The organism is Rhizobium quercicola, assembly GCF_021168455.1.
Classification (GTDB): Bacteria; Pseudomonadota; Alphaproteobacteria; order Rhizobiales; family Rhizobiaceae; genus Ferranicluibacter; species Ferranicluibacter quercicola.
In genome coordinates, this window is the sequence record NZ_JAJOZR010000001.1 from 396,327 (window position 1) to 410,972 (window position 14,646).

The window sequence follows — 14,646 nt, forward strand, 5'->3', positions numbered from 1 at the left end:
CTAACGCTGTTACTCTCCAGAGAACAGAAGGCACCCGAAAGATTTATACGCACCAAAAGGAGAGTATCGGATGCAACGCCTGCACACCCGCTCCGCGGAAGCACCGCTTGAGAAAACGGAGCGCATGATTCCGGACGTCGTCGATCCGCGGGTCGAAGCGCTGGTGCACGAGCTGATCGGGCGCGTGGCGGACAAATGGACGATGCTGATCCTGGAAACCCTGGAGGAGAAGGGCGAGCTTCGGTTCACGCAGCTCAGCCGCAACATCGGCACCATCAGCCAGAAGATGCTGACGCAGACGCTTCGCCAGATGGAGCGCGACGGGCTCATCAAGCGCACCGTTCACGCCGTCGTGCCGCCCAAGGTGGAGTATCGGCTGACCGACCTCGGCAAAAGCCTGGGTGCTGCCTTTTGTGGTGTGTGGATCTGGGCCGAAGCGAACCTCGCGGAGGTGCATGAGGCGCGAAACGCGTTCGAGCAGGCCACCAAGGCATAGTGTCCCCAGCCCGGCGCGAAGCCGGGCTGGAGAGATCTTTGAGATCAATGCGCAGCGACGAGCTTCATCACGTGCGCCTTGTGCATTTCGAGCTTCGGCAGCGTTTCCGCCGCAAAGGCCTTCACCGCCGCGTCATCGCCACCCTTGGCATAGGTCGCAAAGAGGGTCACGGCTTCCATATGGGCAACCGTCTGCATCTCGATGTAGAGCGGCTGGAAGTCCTGTTCCGATGCACCCTTCAGCGTTTCGATCATCGCGGCATGCTTCGGCGATAGAGCCGGTGCGGCGTCATCGAGCTTGGCTGCCGTCTTCAGCCCCTCGCCTGCTTTCGTGTGATCCGCGATCATCTGCCGGGCAAATTCCTTTACATCGGCATCGCGGGCTTTCTCCTCGGCCAGTTTGCTGGACTCGATTTCGAACTGGTTTGAGCTCGTCACCTGTTCGACGAAGGAGGCCTTGTCCACATTGAAAGCCGCGGCCGCGGTGTCCGCACTGGCGGGCATGGCCGCGAAGGCCGGCGAGAGCGGTGTCGCGAGGAGCGCGAGTGCCAGCGAGGCGGCGGTAAATGTCTTTTTCATCATCATTCTTCCTTACTTGGAAAAGGCGGCGGTGAGGTCGGCGATTGCCATGTCCATCGCCTGCTTCGCTTCGGGAACGACCTTCGCCATGCCGAAGAACTCATGTGTTACCCCGGGGTAGGTTTTCGTTTCGACCTTCACGCCCGCATCTTTCAGCTTCGCGGCATAGGCTTCGCCCTCCGAGCGGAGAGGATCGATCTGCGCCATGATGAGGGTTGCAGGCGCAACGCCGGCAAGATCCGTCCGTCCGACCAGATTGAGGCGCTTGTCCGAGGTTTCATCCATGGAGGCGAACGCGTTCTTCACGAACCACTCCATATCGGCCTTGCCGAGCGGCTTGGCGTTGGCATTCTCCGTATAGGACGGCGTGTTCATATCGTTGCCGGCCACGGGATAGACGAGAAGCTGGTGCACGGGCTGCTTCGTCTTCATGGACTTGGCCATCAGCGCGACATTGGCTGCAAGATTGCCACCGGCGCTCTCGCCTGCGACCGCGATCTTATCTGCATTGCCGTTCAGCTCATGGATGTTCTCGACGATCCACTGATAGGCCGTCCAGGCATCCTCGTGGGCTGCGGGAAACTTGTGCTCGGGTGCATGCCGATACTCGACGGATACGACGATGGCGTTCGCTCCGAGCGCCAGGGCGCGTGGTGCGCCATCATAGACGTTGATGTCAGCCACGACCCAGCCGCCGCCGTGATAGTAGACGACGACGGGAAACGGGCCCTTGCCGCCGGGAATGTAGACGCGCGCAGCAAGTCCGCCGGCCTTTGACGGGATAGCGATGTCACGCGTGGTGACCTGGGCTTCGGGGTTGGTCGAGAGGCGCTTGTCCCACTGGATAGCACGGGCCGCGTCCGCAGGCGTTGCCTGTGAGCGAGCTTCGGGAACCGAAAGGGTCGAGAAAGGCTTTGCGTCCAGCGCTGCCAGCTTGTCGAGAACGGCTTGCATCTCCGTGGTGGGTTTCGCCATGTCCTGCGCCAAAGAAGCGGTCGCAAGGCTGAACGGAACCAAGAGGGCCACGGCAGTCGAAAGGGTTAGGCTTCGTAAGGTCATCAACACATCTCCAAGGTTGGTGGCCTGTCAAACTGAGCCTTCATCGGTTTGTTCCCGAAGAGAAAATTCTCGAATTTCTACAAACTCAAATGAAACTTTCACGGTAGGATTCTCGTCTTTCGACCTTTATGACAAATGTAAAATTTGTCTCGCGATGACGAAATCGCCCCCTTCAACGGCCCGCGGGCAGTGGCATTCGGAGACACCTTGCCTATCTGTCTTGTGCCTTGTCAGCACCGCACGGGTTCGTGTCTGGACGAGGAACGACGAACGCCAGGGAAGGGCATGATGTTGAACAGAGAAACGACGTCCCTGACGCGCGAAGAGCTTGAGAAGGAGCTGGCGCTCCTCAGATCGCAGACCGTCGGAGACGATGTGCTGCAGAGTGCGGCGCGGCGGCGGGCGCTGTTCGAGGCCATCGACGACGGCTTCTGCATCATCGAATTCATCGACGGTCCGAACGGACCGATGAGTGACTATCTTCATGTCGAAGCCAATTCCGGCTACGAGCGCCAGACCGGCATCGCCGATATCGTCGGAAAGCGCCTGCGGGAGATCGAGCCTGCGAATGCGGATGTGTGGCTGAAGCTCTATGGCGGCGTGCTTCGCACCGGGCAGACGGTCCGGTTCGAGCAGGAATTCGCGGCCATCGGCCGCCATATCGAGGTGTCCGCCTCGCGCGTCGAGCCGGAGAGCCTTCGTCAGGTCTCCGTACTCTTCCGCGATGTGACCGCGCGCAAGCAGGCGGAGCAGGCCCTTCGCGAAAGCGAGGCGATCTCGCGCGAGAACATCCAGCGCGTCCAGCTGGCGCTCGCCGCCGGCGCAATCATCGGAACCTGGTCGTGGCACCTGCCGACGGACCGGTTCACGGTGGATGAAGGTTTCGCGACCGCTTTCGGCTTCGATCCCTCGCTCGGGCGGTCGGGCCTCAGCCTCGCGCAGGTGGTGGAAACCGTGCATCCCGACGATCAGGCGGGCCTTGCCGCGGCTATCGCTGAAGCTCTGTCGCGCGGAGGGTCCTACGCGCATCAGTACCGGACGCGGCGCACGGACGGGAAATACTACTGGCTGGAGGCGAACGGGCGGGTCGATCTCGCGCCGGACGGTACGCCTCTCACATTCCCCGGCGTTCTCATCGATATCGAGGGCCGGCGTGCCGTGGAGGCCGAACGCGACCGTGCCATCACGGCCCTCCGCGCCCTGACGGAAACGCTGGAACAGCGCGTCGAGCAGCGGACGGCCGCTCTTCTGCAGGCCGAGGAGGCGCTCCGCCAGGCCCAGAAGATGGAGGCCGTTGGCCAGCTGACCGGCGGTCTGGCGCATGATTTCAACAATATTCTCGCCGGCATCGGCGGCAGCCTCGACCTGATGCGGACGCGCCTCGCCCAGGGCCGGGTCGGCGATATCGACCGCTACGTCACCGGCGCACAGTCGGCGGTGAAGCGCGCCGCGGGTCTGACGCAGCGCCTCCTCGCCTTCTCGCGGCGGCAGACGCTCGATCCCAAGACGTCCGACATCAACCGCATCGTTGCGGACATGCAGGATCTTATCAGCCGCAGCGTCGGCCCGGCGATCGCCATCGAGGCGGTGGCGGCCGGTGGGCTCTGGAAGACGTTCGTGGATGTCGGACAGTTGGAAAACGCGCTCCTGAACCTCTGCATCAATGCCCGCGACGCGATGCCCGACGGCGGCAAACTGACGATCGAGAGCGGAAATCGCTGGCTCGACGAGCGCGCTGCCAAGGAGCGCGGTCTCGCGCCCGGTCAATACGTGTCGCTCTGTGTCAGCGATACCGGCACGGGCATGTCGCCGGACGTCATCGCCCGCGCGTTCGATCCCTTCTTCACGACGAAACCGATCGGCCAGGGAACTGGGCTGGGCCTGTCGATGGTCTACGGCTTTGCCGGACAATCAGGTGGTGCCGTCCGCATCTATTCCGAACTCGGCAAGGGCACGATGATCTGCATCTACCTGCCCCGCCACGTCGGCGACGACGAAAGCGACGAGGCGCCGGCCGAATCGACCCCGTCCGTGTCTGCGACCGACCGCAACACGATCCTCGTCGTCGACGACGAGCCGCTGGTCCGCATGGTCGCCGTCGAGATTTTGGAGGAACTCGGCCATGCCGTGCTGGAGGCGGAGGACGGCCCAACGGCGCTGAAGATCCTCACCAGCCGCCCGGACGTCGAGCTGCTGATCACCGATGTGGGCCTGCCGAACGGCATGAACGGGCGGCAGCTGGCGGACGCCATTCGCACCCAGCGCCCGGACCTCAACGTTCTCTTCATCACCGGCTATGCCGAGAATGCCGTGCTCAACCATGGCCATCTGGAGCCCGGCATGCAGGTCATCACCAAGCCCTTCGAGGCCGATGCCTTCGCCCGACGGGTGAGCGATCTGATCACCGCGCGCTGAACAGCGAAGCGGGCGCCGGGTGTCGTCAGTTGAGGATGCGGGACAACTCCCGACGCACCTGCAGAAGCGGCTCCAGGAACGTCCGGATGACGGTGTCCATCGCCTCCGACGATGCGGGAAAGCCGGTGTTCAGCGCCGCGACCACCTGCCCGCGGGCGTTGACGATCGGGACGGCGACTGATCGGAGGCCCAGTTCCACCTCCTCGCTGACCGCGGCATATCCCTGCCCGCGAACCATGGCCAGTTCGGCCATCAGCCTCTCGATATCGATCGTCGTCTGAGGCGTCCGCTGGACGAGCGGGGCAGCCCTCAGAAGGCGTCGCGCCACCTCTTCCGGGAGGGCCGCCAGCAGCACGCGCCCCATGGAGGTGCAATAGGCCGGCAGGCGCGAGCCCGGCATGAGAGCGATCGACATCACCTTCCGCTGCGCCGCCCGTGCGACGTAAACGATCTCGCTCTCATCGAGGATGGCGACCGAGGTGCTCTGACCGATCGTTTCGGACAGGTCGTCCAGCCAAGGCTGGACGATGCGGGGCAGCGGCATGGTCGCGAGACAACCTGTCCCGAGCCGGAGGACGCGCGGCGTCACCGTGAAGAACTTGCCGTCATAGGCGCAATAGCCGTGTTCCGCGAGCGTCAGCAGGCAGCGCCGCGTCGTCGCCCGGTCAAGGCCGGCGATCGCGGCCGCTTCGGAGATGCTCAGGCGCGGGGTATCCACCGTAAAGGCCTCGATCACCCGCAATCCCTTGGCCAGCCCACCCATCATGTCGCTCGGCTTCGTGTCCATCAAACGCCCTCGAATGTGCGATATCGCAACAAATACACCATATCGCACAATAGCATTGCCGTCGAGAACCGCTCGCGTTACCGTTTTCGCAAGATCAGCCTCTCCAAGGCGCGTTTTCAGCGGAGGATACAGTGGACAAGACGGTCACCAGCACGGCCGACGCCGTGAAGGACATCGGCGACGGCGCCACCGTCATGATCGGCGGTTTCGGCGGTTCCGGCGCGCCGATCGAACTCATTCATGCGCTGATCGACAAGCGCCCGACGGGGCTGACGGTCATCAACAACAATGCCGGCAACGGCCGCATCGGCATCGCCGCCATGATCGACGCCGGCATGGTGCGCAAGATGATCTGCTCGTTTCCCCGCTCGTCCGATCCGCGCGCCTTCACCGACCGCTATCTCGCCGGCGAGATCGAACTGGAACTGGTTCCCCAAGGCACGCTTGCCGAGCGCATTCGCGCCGGAGGGGCCGGCATTCCCGCGTTCTACACGCCGACGGCCTTTGGCACGGACCTCGCCGAGGGCAAGCCGATCGCCGAATTCGACGGCCGTTCCTACGTGCAGGAGCGCTGGCTGAAGGCGGACTTCGCCATCGTCAAGGCGCATCTGGGCGATCGCCACGGCAACCTCACCTACAACAAGGCCGGCCGCAACTTCAATCCGCTGATGTGCATGGCGGCGGCGACCACGATCGCCCAGGTTTCCCGGATCGGGGCGCCGGGCGAGATCGATCCGGAGCATGTCGTCACGCCCGGCATTTTCGTCAATCGCCTTGTCGAGGTCGCCCATCCACAACAGGAAGAAGAGCTCATCCGAGCCGGAGTATCCTACGCATGAGCACCGGTACGATGACGGACATCAAGCTTTCCAACGCCCAGATCGCCTGGCGGGCGGCGCAGGACATCGAAGACGGTGCCTATGTCAATCTCGGCATCGGCTTCCCGGAAATGGTAGCGCGCTACCAGCCGCCCGGCCGCCGGGCGATCTTCCACACCGAAAACGGCATTCTCGATTTCGGCGAGCCCCCGGCCGCGGGCGAGGAAGACTGGGACCTGATCAATGCCGGCAAGCGTGCCGTGACCCTCAACCCCGGCGCCGCGTTCTTCCACCATGCCGACAGCTTCGCCATGGTGCGCGGCGGACACCTCGATGTCGCCATTCTCGGTGCCTATCAGGTGGCCCAGACGGGCGATCTCGCCAACTGGCGGGTCGGCTCGAAGGGTGTACCCGCCGTCGGCGGGGCCATGGATCTGGTGCACGGCGCAAAACAGGTCTTCGTGATCACCGAGCATGTGACGAAGGACGGCAAGCCGAAACTGGTCGAGGCCTGCACCTTCCCCTTGACCGGCGTCGCCTGCATCACGCGGGTCTATACCAGCCATGCCGTCATCGACATCACCGACGGTCGCTTCGTCGTGCGCGAAAAGCTCGCAGCCGTGTCGATGGACGATCTGCAGGCCATGACCGGCGCGCCGCTGCATGTCGCAGCGCCGGTCGTGGATCTCCTCGTGCCCGAACTTTAAGGAAACTGAGCCATGCCGGACGCTTTCATCTGCGATTACATCCGCACGCCCATCGGCCGCTTCGGCGGCGCGCTCGCCGCCGTTCGCCCAGATGATCTCGGCGCCGTACCGCTGAAAGCGCTGATGGCGCGCAACACCGGCGTCGACTGGGAGGCGGTCGACGATGTTATTTTCGGATGCGCCAATCAGGCCGGAGAGGACAACCGCAACGTCGCCCGCATGTCGCTTCTTCTTGCCGGCCTGCCGGTCTCCGTCAGCGGCACGACGCTCAACCGTCTCTGCGGCTCCGGCATGGATGCGGTGATGACCGCGGCACGGGCGATCCGCTCCGGCGAAGCCGAGCTGATGATCGCCGGCGGCGTGGAAAGCATGAGCCGGGCCCCCTTTGTCATGCCCAAAGCCGAAGCCGCCTATTCCCGGCAGGCCGAAATTCATGACACCACGATCGGCTGGCGCTTCGTCAATCCGCGGATGAAGGCGCTGTACGGCGTCGATTCCATGCCGGAAACGGGCGACAATGTCGCCGCCGACTTTCACGTGTCCCGCGAGGATCAGGACGCCTTCTCGGTTCGCTCGCAGGAAAAGGCCGCCGCCGCCCAGGCGAATGGCCGTCTCGACCGGGAAATCACGCCCGTCAGCGTTCCCCAGCGCAAGGGCGATGCCCTTGTCGTCGGGACGGACGAGCATCCCCGCGCAACGAGCATCGCGGCGCTCGCCGCCCTCAAGCCGGTCAACAAGACCGGCAACGGCACGGTGACGGCCGGCAATGCGTCCGGTGTGAACGACGGCGCCGCCGCCCTGATCATCGCATCCGAAGCGGGCGCGAAGCGTCATGGCCTGACCCCGATCGCGCGGATCCTCGGGGGTGCCGCGGCCGGCGTGCCACCGCGGGTGATGGGCATCGGGCCCGTACCGGCGACGCAGACGCTTGCCGCCCGTCTCGGCCTGTCGCCAGCGCAGTTCGACGTTCTGGAGATCAACGAAGCCTTTGCCTCCCAGGCCATCGCCGTGCTGCGGGAACTGGGCATTCCCGAGGATGCCGGCCACGTGAATCGCAACGGCGGCGCCATCGCGCTCGGCCACCCGCTCGGAATGTCCGGCGCCCGCATTGCCGGAACGGCGGCGCTCGAGCTCTCGCTGGGCACGGGGCGGCACGCTCTGGCGGCCATGTGCATCGGCGTCGGCCAGGGCGTCGCGATGGCATTCGAACGCGTGTAGAAGCGAAGGTCACGCGACCGCGTCGGCGCGTCGGTCCGCTCATGGTGTCCGAAATCGGACGCCGGTTTCCGCCGGTATCATCGGCTCTTCAAAAAGCGCTTTCGAGGACTATCTTCGCGAGCGATCGTTGATGGAGAGTGACGGATGTCGGGGAGTTCAGGCGGCGTGTCGAGGTTCGGATCGGACGTCCGTTGGAAGCGCTGATCTCGGAATACGGCATCTGGGCCGTTCTGATCGGGGCCGGCGCCGAGGGTGAAGCGGTCGCCTTTCTCGGCGGCGTGCTCGCGCATCGCGGTCTTCTCGTCTATTGGCAGGTGGCCGCCGCGGCCGCGCTTGGTTCCTTCCTGGCAGACCAGTTCTTCTTTTTCATCGGCCGGCATGCCGCGCGCTTCCGCTTCGTGGAGCGGCTGGAGGCGACGACGGCGATGCGCCGCGCGACCGGTCTGCTGGAGCGCTACCCTGTCGGCTTTATCCTCTCTTTCCGCTTCATCTACGGCATGCGCATCATCAGCCCGCTGCTGATCAGCCGCACCAGCATCTCCGCCGTCCGCTTCCTCGTGCTGAACGGTCTTGCCGCCGCCCTCTGGGGAACGGCCATCACGGCCATCGGCTTCCTGTTCGGCAATGCTGTGGAAGTGCTGTTCGGCCATCTGCGCCTTCACATTCACCTTCTTATCGCGCTTGCGGCGCTCGTGGCCGGCATCGCCGCGACCGCGATGGTCGCGCGTGCCCGATACCGATAGCGTCCCGCCTCGCTTTCCCACGACCGACCAACCCCACGCGCGCCGACCGGAAACAGATCATGCCCGAACGCCTTAAAGCGCCGCCCCTCGACCGCGCCACCCTGCAGGTTCTTTTCGACGGCCTCAGCGAGGGTGTGATCTTCCTGGACGGGAAGGGGCGGATCGCCTGGGCCAATGCGGCAGCCCTTGCGATGCACCGCGTCGAGGCGATCGGCGATCTCGGCGGCGACGCGAAGGGGTATCGACGGGCCTTCACGTTGCGCTATCGCAACAACCACCCGCTGGAGGAAGGCCAGTATCCGATCGAGCGTCTCCTGGCGGGCGAGACGGTCGAGGACGTCACGGTCGAGATCTCGCCGGCGACGGACCTCGATCTGGTCTGGGTACACACGAACCGGAGCATGGCGATCTCCGGCGATGACGAGGGCGATGCGGTGCTGGCGCTGGTCATCCGCGACGAGACGCCCCGCTTCGAGGCCGAGGAGCGATTCGAGCGCTCCTTCAACGCCAACCCCGCACCCGGCCTCATCTGCCGGCTGGACGATCACCGGTTCATCCGCGTCAATCAGGGGTTCCTCGAGATGACCGGTTTCATGAAGGAAGACATCATCGGCCGGACGGTGGAGGCGATCGGGCTGTTTTCCAATTGCGAGAGCGGCGAGGATGCACTGGCAAAGCTGGTCGAGGGCCGCGTCATCCGGCATCGCGAGGCGCTGGTTCCGTTGCCGGCCGGCGGCGACCGCCTGGTGATCGTGGCGGGAGAGCCGATCGCCGTGGTGGAGGAGCCCTGCATGCTCTTCACCTTCGCCGATCTGGATGCACGCCGCAAAGCGCAAAATGCCCTGCGGCAGAGCGAGGAGCGATTCTCGAAGTCCTTCCGCCTTTCGCCGGCGCCCGCGGCCATCTCGCGGCTGGACGATTTCGTCTTCACCGAGGCGAACGACGCCTTCCTGCAGATCTCCGGCTACGGCCTGACGGATGTCGTCGGCCGGACGGCGGGCGAGTTGCGTCTGTGGGACGACGTCGCGGCGCGCTGGGACATCGAGCAGAAGCTGCGCGACAACACGTTCGTGCGCAACGAGCCGATGCGCATGAAGCAGAAGGATGGCAGCTTTGCCGAATGCCTGGTCTCGGCGGAGCGCGTCGAGATCAACGACGAACAATGCGTCATCTGGGCCCTGCAGGACGTGACCGAGCGTCGGCGGAGCGAGGCGCAGCTGGTGGAGGCGATCGAGAGCGTGATGGCCGACACGTCGTGGCTCAGCCGCTCGATCGTCGATCGCCTTGCGACGCTGAAACAGACCTCGACGGCGGCGCCGACGGCGCAGCTTGTCGCCCTGAGCGACCGGGAACGCGAAATCCTTGGCCTCATCTGCAGCGGGCAGAGCGATGCCGAGATGAGCGACACCCTGCATCTCTCCAAGAACACGATCCGCAACCACATCGCATCGCTCTACGGAAAGATCGGCGTCAACCGCCGCGCCGCCGCGGTCATCTGGGCGCGGGAGCGCGGCTTCACCGGACTGCCGGATGCCAAGCTGAGCAAGCGGCCGGGACGACAAAAATAGCAAAAATTCTTCGGCGACCTGAAAAAAGGTCCATTGCTACTAGGCCGACTGGTATTTCCCAATCTGAAATCGTCCATCCGACCCGCCTATCTCCCGTCTCATGACAGCGAGATCGTCGCTGCCATCTGAACCTGAACATCAGTTGTCAAGGAGAACCAGGATGGACAAGAACCGTATCGAAGGCGGAGCCAAGGAAGTGAAGGGAACCGTCAAGGAGGCCGTCGGCAAGCTCGTCGGCAACGAGCGCCTCGAAGCCGAAGGCAAGATCGACAAGGCGGAGGGCGAGGCGCAGAGCACGCTCGGCAAAGCCAAGGATGCCGTCAAGGGCGCCCTGAAATAGGCTGATGCGGTGGCCGGCTCTCCACGACTGGAGAGCCGGTGCGGAGCTGGAATGATCCCCTTGAGCGCGCGACCCAAAGGCAGAGCCATCATGTTGTTTCCCGTTCTTTCGAGCACGGCCCTCACCCCGGACATGGCATCGACCCAAGCGACGATCGCTTGCGTTCTGGCCTACACCTACGGGCTGGAGGACTGCCGGATTGCGGTCGAGGTCACCGAGGAGCGCGTCCTGCTTTCCGGTACGGCCCCGAGCCGCGAGGCGATCGACATGGCCATCGGCATCGCCGCCGACCTCTCCTCACGCCGCGTCATCAGCGACGTCGAGATCGTTCCGCCCGCCGCACCATGCTGAACCGGCGCGTTTTGCGCCCGGACATCACATCGAAGACCAGAATCCCTATCGGAGTATTTTATGATGAAGACCCTTATCCTCGCCCTCGCCGCAACGCTGGCCATCGGCACCACCGCCTCGGCGGCCGACATGACGCCGTCCAGGAAGCACCATGGCCGGCAGGTCGCGGACGAGCCCCGGGAGCGTCTGGGCACGCTGTCCTGCGAGGTTGCCGGCGGCGTCGGCCTGCTGATCGGCTCGAGCAAGACCGTGGATTGCACGTTCAAGCAGCGCGGCGGCCGGACCGAGCGCTATACCGGCACCATCGGCAAGCTCGGCATCGACGTCGGCGTGACGGGCAAGTCGTATCTCAGCTGGGTTGTCGTCAACACGGTACCGACCACGATCGGTCAGGGTAGCCTTGCCGGCACCTATGTCGGCGCATCGGCGAGCGCCGCCGTCGGTCTCGGCCTCGGGGCCAACGCCCTCGTCGGCGGCAACGCCAAGAACTTCGGTCTGCAGCCCCTGAGCACGCAGGCCGGAACGGGCCTCAACGTCGCCGCCGGTGTTTCGCGCCTGCAGCTGCGCGCCGCGAACTGATCGCAGCAAAAGCGAACGCAGAACGAGGAATTGGAGAGGGGCGGGACCGAAAGGTCCCGCCCCTTCCTGCGTGGAACCTGGGGACTTCCATGCCTTCGCGTAACGTCCCTGCCCTCCAGGCCCTCCGCAGCCGTCCACAAGATAACCGGAAGATTCAATTTGACGACGGACACAAACAATGGAATAAACATTCCACGAGGATTTATTTTGTTAGTTTTGTACCGTTTTGGCCGTGTGCCGACGGAGCCAGAGGAACCCGTTGAGGGAGATCCGGATAACGGGGTGCGACCGGACACCCGCCTGAGGAGGAAACATGAAGACGATCATTTTCAGCGCGGCACTCGCCGTGATGCTCTCGACGGCAGCACATGCCGAGACCATCGGCGTGTCCATCGCCAAGTTCGACGACAACTTCCTGACCGTTCTGCGTAACGGCATGAGCGATTACGCGCAGACGCTGAACGGCGTTTCGCTGCAGATCGAGGACGCGCAGAACGACGTCGCCAAGCAGCAGAGCCAGATCCAGAACTTCATCGCGGCAGGCGTCGATGCGATCATCGTCAACCCGGTCGATACCGATGCGACCGCCGCGATGTCGAAGATCGCCTCCGACGCCAAAATCCCGCTCGTCTACGTCAACCGCCAGCCGGCAAACCTCGATTCGCTGCCGGAAAAGCAGGCCTTCGTCGCTTCCGAGGAAACGGTGGCCGGAACGCTCGAGGCGCAGGAAGTCTGCCGCCTTCTCGGCGGCAAGGGCAAGGCCGTCGTCATGATGGGCGAGCTGTCCAACCAGGGCGCGCGCATGCGCACCGCTGCCGTTCATGACGTTCTGGCAACGGATGCCTGCAAGGGCATCTCCATCGTCGAGGAGCAGACCGCCAACTGGCAGCGCACCGAAGGCGCCGACCTGATCACCAACTGGCTTTCGGCCGGAACCGAGTTCGACGCCGTGATCGCCAACAACGACGAGATGGCCATCGGCGCGATGCAGGCCCTGAAGGCCGCAGGCCGGCCGATGGACAAGGTCGTGATCGCCGGCGTCGATGCGACGCAGGACGCGCTGGCCGCCATGGCCGCCGGCGACCTCGACGTCACCGTCTTCCAGAACGCTGCCGGCCAGGGCAAGGGCGCCGTCGATGCCGCGCTGAAGCTGGTCAAGGGCGAGGCCGTGGAGAAGAAGGTCTACATTCCCTTCGAGCTCGTCACCCCCGCCAATCTCAAGGACTACCAGGCCAAGAACTAAGGTCTGACGGCGGACTGCGGGCACCACCCGCAGTCCGATCTGCGCAGGTCCGGGCACGGCGGCGACAGCCTCCTCCCCGGACGCAACGACCCGGAGAGAATGCCCGCCCGGTGCTTTCGTTCGCCGGTCGGGTGGAAGGTCTTTCGAGGAGGATTACGATGGTCAGCCCGTCGACGATGGCCGCTGTGCGCAAGAGCGGCGCCATTCCCAATGCCGAATTCCTGCTGACCGCCGAGGGCGTCCGCAAGGAGTTTCCCGGCGTCGTCGCACTCGATGACGTCACCTTCCGGCTGAAGCGCGGCACGGTGCATGCGCTGATGGGCGAGAACGGCGCCGGGAAATCGACGCTGATGAAGATCCTGGCCGGCATCTACACGCCGGATCGCGGGCAGGTCCGCCTGAAGGGCGTCGATATCGAGCTGTCCTCGCCGCTGGACGCCTTGGAAAACGGCATCGCGATGATCCATCAGGAGCTGAACCTGATGCCGTTCATGACGGTGGCGGAGAACATCTGGATCCGCCGCGAGCCCAAGGGTCGCTTCGGGCTGATCGACCACGGCGCCATGAACCGGCAAACCGCCGATCTCTTCAAACGCCTGAACATCGCGCTCGATCCGCAGGCGCTGGTCGGGGATCTCTCGGTGGCGAACCGGCAGATGGTGGAGATCGCCAAGGCCGTCTCCTACGAGTCCGACGTCCTGATCATGGACGAGCCGACCTCGGCGCTGACCGAGCGCGAGGTGGAGCACCTCTTCGCCATCATCCGCAGCCTGCGCGAACAGGGCATCGGCATCGTCTACATCACCCACAAGATGAACGAGCTTTTCGAGATCGCGGACGAGTTCTCGGTCTTCCGCGACGGCAAATATATCGGCACGCACGCATCAACGGATGTCACGCGCGACGACATCATCCGCATGATGGTCGGCCGCGAGATCACCCAGATGTTTCCGAAAGAAGAGGTCCCGATCGGCGAGACCGTCCTGTCGGTCAGGAACCTGTCGCTGCGCGGCGTGTTCACGGATATTTCCTTCGAGGTGCGCGCGGGCGAAATCCTCGGCATTGCCGGCCTCGTCGGCTCCGGCCGCTCGAATGTCGCCGAAGCTCTTTTCGGCGTCACGCCGGCCACCTCCGGCACGATCGCCATCAACGGTCGCGACGTCGTTATCGACACGCCGACCAAGGCCATCGCCAACCGCATGGCGTTTCTTACCGAAGACCGCAAGGACACCGGCTGCCTGCTCATTCTCAACGTCCAGGAGAACATGCAGATCGCCGTGCTGCAGGACAAGTTCGTCAAATATGGTTTCGTGCAACAGGCGGCCCTTGCCGAACAATGCGAGGACATGGCGCGCAAGCTTCGCGTCAAGACGCCCAATCTGGACGAACGGATCGAAAATCTGTCCGGCGGCAACCAGCAGAAGGCGCTCATCGGGCGGTGGATGTTGACCGATCCCCGCATTCTCATTCTCGACGAGCCGACCCGCGGCATCGATGTCGGCGCCAAGGCCGAGATCCACCGGCTGGTCAGCGAAATGGCGCGCAACGGCGTCGCCATCATCATGATCTCGTCGGAAATGCCCGAAGTTCTCGGCATGAGCGATCGCATCATGGTGATGCACGAAGGCCGCGTCACCGGCTTTCTCGATCGTGCCGAAGCCACGCAAATCAAGGTGATGGAGCTGGCAGCGCGCTGAGCGCGCCGTTCACGCCGCTTATCCATCGCGTCAGGGAGGACTATTCA

At 64.2% G+C, this 14,646-nt stretch carries 15 protein-coding genes; 12 read left to right on the top strand and 3 right to left on the bottom strand.

The genetic code is table 11. The features are described from left to right. The first annotated feature begins 70 nt into the window (after window positions 1-70). Window positions 71-496 (top strand): winged helix-turn-helix transcriptional regulator, encoded by a 426-nt coding sequence (locus LRX75_RS01725; protein WP_420851127.1) that lies wholly within the window; start codon window positions 71-73, stop codon window positions 494-496. Between the two features lie 44 nt (window positions 497-540). Here the strand turns inward: LRX75_RS01725 and LRX75_RS01730 are convergent, their stop codons facing one another. Beyond that, the gene (locus LRX75_RS01730) at window positions 541-1,074 is read right to left on the bottom strand and encodes a DUF4142 domain-containing protein (RefSeq protein ID WP_231811473.1); all 534 of its coding nucleotides are present in this window, start codon (window positions 1,072-1,074) and stop codon (window positions 541-543) included. A 12-nt stretch (window positions 1,075-1,086) separates the two neighbouring features. Continuing rightward, complete coding sequence (locus LRX75_RS01735; RefSeq protein WP_231811474.1) at window positions 1,087-2,049, bottom strand: alpha/beta hydrolase; 963 nt, start codon at window positions 2,047-2,049, stop codon at window positions 1,087-1,089. Between the two features lie 372 nt (window positions 2,050-2,421). On the opposite strand from LRX75_RS01735, the gene LRX75_RS01740 reads away from it, so the two are divergent. Continuing rightward, complete coding sequence (locus LRX75_RS01740; RefSeq protein WP_231811964.1) at window positions 2,422-4,548, top strand: response regulator; 2,127 nt, start codon at window positions 2,422-2,424, stop codon at window positions 4,546-4,548. Between the two features lie 25 nt (window positions 4,549-4,573). Here the strand turns inward: LRX75_RS01740 and LRX75_RS01745 are convergent, their stop codons facing one another. Next, the gene (locus LRX75_RS01745) at window positions 4,574-5,335 is read right to left on the bottom strand and encodes an IclR family transcriptional regulator domain-containing protein (RefSeq protein ID WP_231811475.1); all 762 of its coding nucleotides are present in this window, start codon (window positions 5,333-5,335) and stop codon (window positions 4,574-4,576) included. A 131-nt stretch (window positions 5,336-5,466) separates the two neighbouring features. Between LRX75_RS01745 and LRX75_RS01750 the strand changes: the two genes are divergently transcribed. The 10 genes from LRX75_RS01750 to LRX75_RS01795 all read left to right on the top strand — a co-directional run bounded on the left by LRX75_RS01750 (window position 5,467) and on the right by LRX75_RS01795 (window position 14,599). Then, window positions 5,467-6,174: a 3-oxoacid CoA-transferase subunit A gene (locus tag LRX75_RS01750; RefSeq protein WP_231811476.1), complete on the top strand. Its 708-nt coding sequence runs from the start codon at window positions 5,467-5,469 to the stop codon at window positions 6,172-6,174. Then, window positions 6,171-6,860 (top strand): 3-oxoacid CoA-transferase subunit B, encoded by a 690-nt coding sequence (locus LRX75_RS01755; protein ID WP_269456015.1) that lies wholly within the window; start codon window positions 6,171-6,173, stop codon window positions 6,858-6,860. The genes LRX75_RS01750 and LRX75_RS01755 overlap by 4 nt, the downstream gene beginning before the upstream one ends. A gap of 12 nt (window positions 6,861-6,872) precedes the next feature. Then, window positions 6,873-8,078: a 3-oxoadipyl-CoA thiolase gene (pcaF, locus tag LRX75_RS01760; protein ID WP_231811477.1), complete on the top strand. Its 1,206-nt coding sequence runs from the start codon at window positions 6,873-6,875 to the stop codon at window positions 8,076-8,078. A gap of 191 nt (window positions 8,079-8,269) precedes the next feature. Continuing rightward, a complete protein-coding gene (locus tag LRX75_RS01765) occupies window positions 8,270-8,821 on the top strand; it encodes a DedA family protein (RefSeq protein WP_231811478.1) in 552 nt (183 codons plus the stop codon). A gap of 59 nt (window positions 8,822-8,880) precedes the next feature. Beyond that, the gene (locus LRX75_RS01770) at window positions 8,881-10,389 is read left to right on the top strand and encodes a helix-turn-helix transcriptional regulator (RefSeq protein WP_231811479.1); all 1,509 of its coding nucleotides are present in this window, start codon (window positions 8,881-8,883) and stop codon (window positions 10,387-10,389) included. Between the two features lie 160 nt (window positions 10,390-10,549). Next, on the top strand, window positions 10,550-10,729 hold the full coding sequence (locus LRX75_RS01775; RefSeq protein WP_231811480.1) for a CsbD family protein: 180 nt from the start codon (window positions 10,550-10,552) through the stop codon (window positions 10,727-10,729). Window positions 10,730-10,819: 90 nt separating this feature from the next. Next, window positions 10,820-11,080, top strand: a complete 261-nt coding sequence (locus LRX75_RS01780) for a BON domain-containing protein (RefSeq protein WP_231811481.1) — start codon at window positions 10,820-10,822, stop codon at window positions 11,078-11,080. Window positions 11,081-11,140: 60 nt separating this feature from the next. Further along, window positions 11,141-11,659 carry a DUF992 domain-containing protein gene (locus tag LRX75_RS01785; protein WP_420851128.1) on the top strand — a complete coding sequence of 173 codons (519 nt, stop codon included), beginning with the start codon at window positions 11,141-11,143 and terminating at the stop codon, window positions 11,657-11,659. 313 nt (window positions 11,660-11,972) lie between these two features. Beyond that, the gene (locus LRX75_RS01790; RefSeq protein ID WP_231811482.1) at window positions 11,973-12,902 is read left to right on the top strand and encodes a sugar ABC transporter substrate-binding protein; all 930 of its coding nucleotides are present in this window, start codon (window positions 11,973-11,975) and stop codon (window positions 12,900-12,902) included. A gap of 158 nt (window positions 12,903-13,060) precedes the next feature. After that, complete coding sequence (locus tag LRX75_RS01795) at window positions 13,061-14,599, top strand: sugar ABC transporter ATP-binding protein (protein ID WP_231811483.1); 1,539 nt, start codon at window positions 13,061-13,063, stop codon at window positions 14,597-14,599. The last annotated feature ends 47 nt before the right edge of the window (window positions 14,600-14,646 follow it).

Coding starts and splice junctions, on each gene's coding strand:
- LRX75_RS01725 (WP_420851127.1), top strand. CDS start 71: ATGCAACGCCTGCACACCCGCTCCGCGGAAGCACCGCTTGAGAAAACG.
- LRX75_RS01730 (WP_231811473.1), bottom strand. CDS start 1,074: ATGAAAAAGACATTTACCGCCGCCTCGCTGGCACTCGCGCTCCTCGCG.
- LRX75_RS01735 (WP_231811474.1), bottom strand. CDS start 2,049: ATGGCGAAACCCACCACGGAGATGCAAGCCGTTCTCGACAAGCTGGCA.
- LRX75_RS01740 (WP_231811964.1), top strand. CDS start 2,422: ATGTTGAACAGAGAAACGACGTCCCTGACGCGCGAAGAGCTTGAGAAG.
- LRX75_RS01745 (WP_231811475.1), bottom strand. CDS start 5,335: ATGGACACGAAGCCGAGCGACATGATGGGTGGGCTGGCCAAGGGATTG.
- LRX75_RS01755 (WP_269456015.1), top strand. CDS start 6,171: ATGAGCACCGGTACGATGACGGACATCAAGCTTTCCAACGCCCAGATC.
- pcaF (WP_231811477.1), top strand. CDS start 6,873: ATGCCGGACGCTTTCATCTGCGATTACATCCGCACGCCCATCGGCCGC.
- LRX75_RS01770 (WP_231811479.1), top strand. CDS start 8,881: ATGCCCGAACGCCTTAAAGCGCCGCCCCTCGACCGCGCCACCCTGCAG.
- LRX75_RS01775 (WP_231811480.1), top strand. CDS start 10,550: ATGGACAAGAACCGTATCGAAGGCGGAGCCAAGGAAGTGAAGGGAACC.
- LRX75_RS01780 (WP_231811481.1), top strand. CDS start 10,820: ATGTTGTTTCCCGTTCTTTCGAGCACGGCCCTCACCCCGGACATGGCA.
- LRX75_RS01785 (WP_420851128.1), top strand. CDS start 11,141: ATGATGAAGACCCTTATCCTCGCCCTCGCCGCAACGCTGGCCATCGGC.
- LRX75_RS01790 (WP_231811482.1), top strand. CDS start 11,973: ATGAAGACGATCATTTTCAGCGCGGCACTCGCCGTGATGCTCTCGACG.
- LRX75_RS01795 (WP_231811483.1), top strand. CDS start 13,061: ATGGTCAGCCCGTCGACGATGGCCGCTGTGCGCAAGAGCGGCGCCATT.